This window comes from Phormidium sp. CCY1219, from assembly GCF_035615515.1.
Lineage (GTDB): Bacteria > Cyanobacteriota > Cyanobacteriia > Cyanobacteriales > Laspinemataceae > CCY1219.
In genome coordinates this window covers 1-3,989 of record NZ_JAJENT010000205.1, presented here as the reverse complement: position 1 = coordinate 3,989, position 3,989 = coordinate 1, and the positions used below count along the sequence as shown (strand labels likewise).

Below are 3,989 nucleotides of genomic sequence, written 5' to 3'. Positions count from 1 at the left end.
GGTTTAGGCTGGTCAGGTGGTTAGAAGTACAAGCCCCTGGCTTTAGATATGGGGTTGGTTTCTACGGAGTCCCTGACCTGGTTTCCCCTGGTTCCACCCCTTCGCTTATGGAATGCTTATCCGATTTTAATTGAAGGAGGGGACAGATTGCCCAGAGCGATCGCCTAATCCTTTGGCAGCGGATCCTCTCAACCCCCTGCTGAATTGGCGGCGGAGGGTCTCGAGGCACCCCGCTTCCCGAATAATCATTTCTGGGGTGCCCAGACTCAGTTTGAGAAGGAGTTTAAGGCGCAGTTGGTTGCCATTTAATTCGACTCCTCTCCGTATAAATCTTCCCACAAATTATCCACGATCGCCTGTTCGATATCGGGTAGGGAAACCCCGGCTTGTTGCACGGTTCTCCGGTTAAACAAAAAGTCTTGAAAGCTTTTGTGATAAATACTATACCCCCAATCTCCATTCAGGGGACGAACCCGCAAAAATTGTTCCCACTGGTCGAGTACCTCCTGCACGTCGAGGGGGTCTTCCTCGGCAAAATCCGCCAGCAAATTGCACGAAACCGGTTTGCGGGTTTTGGACAATAAATAAATAATTTTCAGCTTTCTGCGCGGTAGGGGTTTGGCCGTCATCCCCATCCGTTGCCAGTGTTGTTCGTAATACTTCTGCAAGCCTTGGGGCAAGGTTGCTAAGTTCAAATTGGCATAATCTCCCTTCTCGATATCGTCCAAAACGTACTTTAAGTACATAAAATTCCCTTCGCTGTTGCGGGTCAGCACTGCGGTGAAGTCTGCTAGGGTGACATGGCGCGCTTCCATCCACTGGCTCACGGTTGCACGGGCGGCGCGATCGCGAATAAACCGCTGGATATCTCGTAAATTCTCCTCCCGATGTCTCTCGTCCATCAAGTCAAATACCTGCTGGGGTGCAGACACCACAAACGGCAAATTTTCCGGGCGTTTGGTGAGGATGAAATACACCCCATCGGGCAAGGTAGTAGGCAGATAAAGCACGTTGGCTCCGGGGCTATTTTGCGTGGTTAAATCCACTTCATCCAAGGCATCTACGGCGATTTCCACTCTGCCTGTTTTTGCCGCTACTTCTGTGAGCAATTTACTCAAAAAGTTGCCGTTGCGAGCATTATCCGGATGCAAGGGCAAGGAGTAGTTTAAATCGTAACGCTGGATGAGTTGGGCGCAAACGCTTTTGAGGAAGTCATCGGCGCGGGTTCTGCCTTCGGACATGATGTTAAAATAGGCCAGACACCCGGTTTGCCGCACGTATTGCGCCAGCAAAGCAGTTTTGCCCACGCCAGGGTCTGCTTCGACGATAAAATACCCTTTCGATTTGGTTTGCATAAAGTTTTGAATCGCGGTAAAGACGAATTCTCGTCCGATGAATTCGGCGGTTTTTTCGTTAATATATGAGGCAAAGTCTGCCGGCACCGATTGGGGGGGTTTTAAGGCGGTTATCAATTCATCAAAGCGGCGATCGATGCCGCGAGATGAGGCCAAAAAGGCATCCACGCCTTCATCGAGTCTGGTGCGAATGTCCCCCAGTTGGCGATCGAGATGGGCCACCCGTTGCCCGGTTTGTGCGAGCATATCGTGGATTAAGCTGCGAAACACTTCCGGATCCTGTTTGATTTCGAGGCGGAAATAATGCACCAATTGCGGCAGGTATAACCCGCGAAATGCCCGCACCAAGACTGGCGGCGCTTCTCGCAACCAGTGGTGTTTTCTTGACAAGCGCTGCATCAACCGATCTGCGATCGCCTCCTGTGCCACCGGGGCCAAACTCGCCTCACTTCCGGGCATTTCACCTCCCTGCACCATGCCTAAAATCACCTTACCGTCTTCCCGCAGTCTGTCCAATCGTGCTACAATAACCAAATACTCCCGTTCCCACTCGGGCACGCCCTGGCAATAGGTGCGAATCTGCCTCAAGGCGTTCTGATGTGCCTGCAGCAGCGCTGTATCGATTCCCGGATTGTTCTCCCGTGCTTTTCTCTGCGCCCACTGGCGCACTTCGCTTGTCCCTTCCCCCACCACCGCGCTGGCAAATAACATCAAAATGTCCACTAGCATAGGGTTCCCTCGCATTTAACACAAATTAGGTCAATTGTCAACCGATTTGATGAAATTGTCAAGTCCTTGACCTGGAACACCCCGATCGCAGCGGGAGATCGAATTGCTGCGTCGCCAAGGGGAGAAATGCGACTGTGCTATGGAGCGATCGCAATTGTATCGATTGCCGATCGCGGTGAGGTGCGCGACTCTCGGTTCCCAATGGGTGGGAGAATTGCAGCGGCAGACTTTAAAAGTGAGCTAAAGTGAGGTGAGGGGAGTTTCGGGAATCCAAGCGTCTCACTTGCGTGTGCGAGAGTAGCGATCGCCGTGATGTGCTAATCCCATTTTTCTAAACCCTGGGTGGAGTTCTACATCTAGGAGAGGGTGGGGCAACCAACGGAACAAATCGAGTCGCCTGGGCGGTTAGAGTTTTTTTGCACCCGCAACAGCCTGCCGGCCAAAAAAATCCCCTGACGCATTGCCCAAGATTGAGTACAATAGCGATGCTACGGTTTTTAGTGGTGTGAGGTAGCACGTGCATCGGCACAGAGGCAAGCAAAAACGAAATCGAGGAATCGCGATCGCCTTAACCAGTTCGGTGGCGCTGTTGGCGGGGATTTGGATACCCAACCCGCAAGCTAAATCGCCACCGTCGGTTTGCCCGTCGCCGGAAGCGGCCCCCAGAGATTCTGGGGCAGAGGACTCCCGGGTGGCGGCGGATCCATCTTGCGGCGATCGCCCATCGGCGTCTTCCCAGAGGTCGGAATTTCTCCCCTTGGTGCAACACTCCAATACTCTGTTGCAGCAGGTTCAAACAGCAGAACGCAAAATTAGCAAGCAACTCAATGGCAAACCCTACTGGGAAGAGGCCCTAACTCTGGCATCGGAGGCGGTGGCGTTGGCAAAAACCGACGATCCCGCCATCGATAGGTTACAAGAAATTAAATCCCTCTGGTCCGAGGCGATCGCGTCTCTGCGTCAGGTTCCCCCGGACTCAGACTACGGCGATCGGGCCGCCGCCAAAATCCGGGAATACCAAACCTACTACAACGCGATCGCCTACGCCCTAGAAGTCGCCCAATCGGACTTTTTAATTCCCATTGCCCAAAACAGTGGCCTTTCGTCGCGGGTGAAAATTACCATTTGCCACGTGACTAGCCGCATTTGTCGGCGTCTGCGCGGGAACGAACCGGCCCGGGATGCAGCCAGTTTAATGAAAGTCCCGATCGCCGTGGCGCTGATGCACAAATTGACCACGGAAAAAATGCGTTTGGACGCGCCAATTTATGTGGATCCGGGCAACTACACGGAAGATGCGTCGCCGATTCGTGTGGGTCGAAATTACCCGATGGAAGAACTGTTAAAAGAAGCGATCGCCCACAGCAGCAACATTGCCCCCAACCAAATCATCGATTATCTCGGCTGGGATTACATCAATCAAGTGTTGCAAAAACGCGGCTTTGAAATTACCCGGGTTTACTCTAAATTTGTGGGCAATCGGACCTATCCCCAAAATGTGGCGATCGGAAGCAACCAAACCACCAGCGACGAACTCACCGAGATGATGCTGCAAATTTACAATCGCGAACATCTCGGGGATGAAATTCTGATTCGCGCCTTAGAAGACCAATACGATCGCGCTTTGGGCTTTGCCGGCATCAAAGTGGGTTTTGGCAATTGGTTGGGGGAAAAAACCGGTCAAACGTCCCGGGTTTTGGGCACCACCTTGGCGATGAATTTATTCGGCGAAACCTACGTCATCACGGTCATTGATGATGGATTTTACAGCGAACCGAGCATTCGCCGATTTATTACGGAAATTTCCGAGCATATTTTCCGTAGCGGACAACTTTGATACTCCCTACGGATAAATCCGAGGGATTCTTAAAGAGTCCAAAGTCGGACTTTTAAAGGCGCTTTTCC

The 3,989-nt window shown here is 52.2% G+C and carries 3 protein-coding genes; 2 read left to right on the top strand and 1 reads right to left on the bottom strand.

Annotation, left to right across the window (positions count from 1 at the left end; all coding sequences use genetic code 11):
* Window positions 1–305: 305 nt before the first annotated feature.
* The gene (locus LKK83_RS01445) at window positions 306–2,084 is read right to left on the bottom strand and encodes a hypothetical protein (protein WP_324628970.1); all 1,779 of its coding nucleotides are present in this window, start codon (window positions 2,082–2,084) and stop codon (window positions 306–308) included.
* A 103-nt stretch (window positions 2,085–2,187) separates the two neighbouring features.
* Here LKK83_RS01445 and LKK83_RS01440 point away from each other — a divergent pair, with 103 nt between their 5' ends.
* Window positions 2,188–2,328: a hypothetical protein gene (locus LKK83_RS01440; protein ID WP_324628969.1), complete on the top strand. Its 141-nt coding sequence runs from the start codon at window positions 2,188–2,190 to the stop codon at window positions 2,326–2,328.
* 273 nt (window positions 2,329–2,601) lie between these two features.
* Window positions 2,602–3,921, top strand: coding sequence for a serine hydrolase (locus tag LKK83_RS01435; protein ID WP_324628968.1), 1,320 nt, complete (start codon window positions 2,602–2,604; stop codon window positions 3,919–3,921).
* Window positions 3,922–3,989: the final 68 nt, after the last annotated feature.

What these genes read in the sequence shown, in the direction of transcription:
- LKK83_RS01445 (WP_324628970.1), bottom strand. Translation starts at nt 2,084, where the DNA reads ATGCTAGTGGACATTTTGATGTTATTTGCCAGCGCGGTGGTGGGGGAA.